The 3,046-nt window shown below is 39.2% G+C and carries 2 protein-coding genes; one reads left to right on the forward strand and one right to left on the reverse strand.

The features are described 5' to 3' along the window. Positions 1 to 529: 529 nt before the first annotated feature. Complete coding sequence (locus tag AC6I5A_RS01215) at positions 530 to 1,852, forward strand: transposase (RefSeq protein ID WP_034610786.1); 1,323 nt, start codon at positions 530 to 532, stop codon at positions 1,850 to 1,852. 402 nt (positions 1,853 to 2,254) lie between these two features. Here the strand turns inward: AC6I5A_RS01215 and AC6I5A_RS01220 are convergent, their stop codons facing one another. Continuing rightward, positions 2,255 to 2,920, reverse strand: a complete 666-nt coding sequence (locus AC6I5A_RS01220) for a phosphatidylglycerol lysyltransferase domain-containing protein (RefSeq protein ID WP_497900395.1) — start codon at positions 2,918 to 2,920, stop codon at positions 2,255 to 2,257. Positions 2,921 to 3,046 lie beyond the last annotated feature (126 nt).

The following is a 3,046-nucleotide window of genomic DNA, read 5'->3' on the forward strand; positions in this document are numbered from 1 at the left end:
GGTTAATTCCGTGGGCAAATGCCTGCAACTACTCTCTCCCTACATTATTGAAGCAGTGTAGGGCTATTTTTTGTCCAGGATTCACTTTTTCGTCATGATTCGCTGTTATTATGTAATATAGTTATATGCAAGGACAATCGATACACCTTACCATGAACAACTAACCAGTTTCTAAACTAATGATTGTAGAACTAATCTATTAAATGAGATAAGTTTTGTTCAAACTATTTATACAAACTGAGGGATACGATATGGGAATACATATCATTCTGTTCAAACTTTTATAAACAAAATATTATTTCCTTACCTAAAAAGGGCATTAATTATCTAGTTTTTGTTCAAACATTTTTACAACGCTACACTTTTTGTGACTGTATAAAAAAGTTTGAACATGTTTATAAGAGTCTGTTACAAAAAACTAATGAGGTACCAAACGTAGGTTCTCTTAGGAAATAATTACACCCCTATCCGTGGTGTGGTAAAATAAAGGTGCTAAACCAAAATTATCACACAGGAAGAGGTGTAAACCTTGCATATTCAAATGGACATGTTCTCACCCCTCTATTATAGCACACTTGGTTATGATGCTGATCTCATTGATTATTTAACTTTTATAAAAGACGATCAAATCAGGAACCTATTTCCTCGCGACATTATTGATCCACGCGGGCGTAAACCTTGGGACGCAGTTACTTTGTTTCGCATGCATATTCTATACTTCACGCGACCGGAATTTATCTCATTTCGTCAAATGTGTGCAGAGTTATCAAAAGCCAAGCATCAGGACTATCGTAATTTCCTTGGTATCACAGGCACAAAAGTACCGAGTCACGCGGCCCTAAGTCGCTTTCGCAGACTTTTGAGTGTGAGTGACGATACGATCAATGAACTTTCCAAGCCATATTTAAATCAAGCAGCCAAAATGGAAGGTTTCCTGAACCTTATGATTTCAGCGTTAGATTCACGTCCTATCTTCGCAGCAGTCGGAGGATTTAAAAAAGAGTGTACCTGCAAGACTCCCGATAAATGTACCTGTCCGCCCCGTTTTTCTGACAACGATGCTAAAGTAGGCCGGCAACGGATCAAAGTCAATCAAAACAAGTATTTTATTGGGTATCGAAAAAATACGATCATTTGCGGTAGTTCGCAAGGACCTATGCCATTAGGTTCCGTAGTGGTTCATGCCAAAACATCGGATAGCAATATGCTGCTACCTTGTCTCGAACGAATGAAAGAATTGGATATCCAGCTGCCCAATATGGTAGCTGACATGGCTTATATTGGTGGTCAAGATAAAATTGATGCACTTAAGAACTATCAAACAGTGGTATATACCGAAGTAAAAAAGGATATGATCCGCCCAGAAGTCTGCGATGGATTAGGACGGATACAGTGTCCAGAAGGACACTTAGCGGTGTATGATGGATTTGACACCGAAACAATGACTGTAGAGTATGTGGGAGATGCAACCAATTGTAACTCCTGTTTACGTTGTGGGACTTGTGACAGACGCTTTGAATTTTCCTTTGAGAAAAGCCCCCAATTTTTCGGTCCAATAGCTCAGGGGTCGAACTTAGCAGCTGCCTGCATTACTTTCAGAAAGCAAGTTGAGCTAAATTTCGCATTAGAATCCAATTTGCTTGATAGCGTATTACATCATAAGAAGCTGACTATACGTGGACAAAAACGGGTAGAGACATTCCTTAGACTAACCGATTTAAGCCGATTAATCCTTGGCATGATACACCATGCCAGAGAACGCTTCGTTCCGAAAGAACGACATCAAGAATTGCGACGACTTGCAGAACAGGCAATTTACGACCGTAAGACCGTACTTCTTCGAGTAGCCTAGACGTATAAAGTTAAATAGGAATTATCTCCCAGTCTCGCAATATGGAACCAAACTAAGGGATGTTTATACCCTTTATTAAGGAGCCTTTGTCAACCTCTCCATTTCTAAGCTAAGACATATTTAGTGAGGGGTTTCTAGAGCTACTAAAACGTCAAAATTACAGTACGTCTGTTCGCCAGTTTAATGTTTCTGGTTTTTTTGTAACAAACTCTAAAAAGGACATTAATTATCTAGTTTTTGTTCAAACATTTTTACAACGCTACAGGAGTAGGGGCATGAAGTCCTGACGGCGGGTTGTAATGATGTAAAAAAGTTTGAATAAAATGAGTTCCTTCACGACGCAAAAAAGGATTCCATTTGGGCGTTATCATAAGATATAAGGTAGATTTTAAAATTACGGTTCTATTTTAGAAGCACTCTATATCTTCTGAGACTGAGAACAGGTCGGAATTTTTCTTTGAAAGCCTTTAACCCCTTAGTTAGATCGCCCCCATCATTCATTGTTTCTACTGATGGATTGATGCTGTGGATGGCACGAACTAATTCTATGACGAGAAATTCTGACAAACCATCAAATTCGGTAAAGGCCTTGCGCAGACAAGCCCATGACTGCCCGTTTGGCAGTACTCCGCCACTAATCATACCTACTATCCTGTTGTTTATTTCAACAAGTAGTACAAGCTGCTGCAGTTGGTCATGATACTTGAGAATTTCTGGATAGTAAACAGTGTCAAAAATGAGTTTATATTTTTGTCCTGCTGGTTTTTCCCATTCATCGTTAAGAAGCATCAAATCATTATAGTCGCTGGGTAAATAATTTCTCACTCTGGCCTGAGGATAATCTTTCTTAAATTTGTTGACCCGACCCCGCACTCTCTGGAATTCTTTCCCTTGAAGATTAAGTAGATTTTGCACCCCATAATGACGTTCATAGCCCAACGGTCTGCTCAACTCAAACAACTGATTAAAGCTAGGTTCCTGTTCCAAAAAAAGCCGCTGAGAATCGTTGATCATGCGCAGCTTAGTTTCACAGGAGTTGGGTGCATTCCATTGTGCGCAGTATTTCATACACTGATATACCACGTTCACTACTTTTTTCGGAGTTCCTTTACCATAGGGTAAACACATGAGATAGAGACAATTGTTCTTGTGGAATTGTCAAATTTGGTACAATCATTAAACTCGTAAAAATAG

This window comes from Desulfosporosinus sp. Tol-M2 (genome assembly GCF_059735615.1).

What these genes read in the sequence shown, in the direction of transcription:
- AC6I5A_RS01220 (WP_497900395.1), bottom strand. Translation starts at nt 2,920, where the DNA reads ATGAAATACTGCGCACAATGGAATGCACCCAACTCCTGTGAAACTAAG.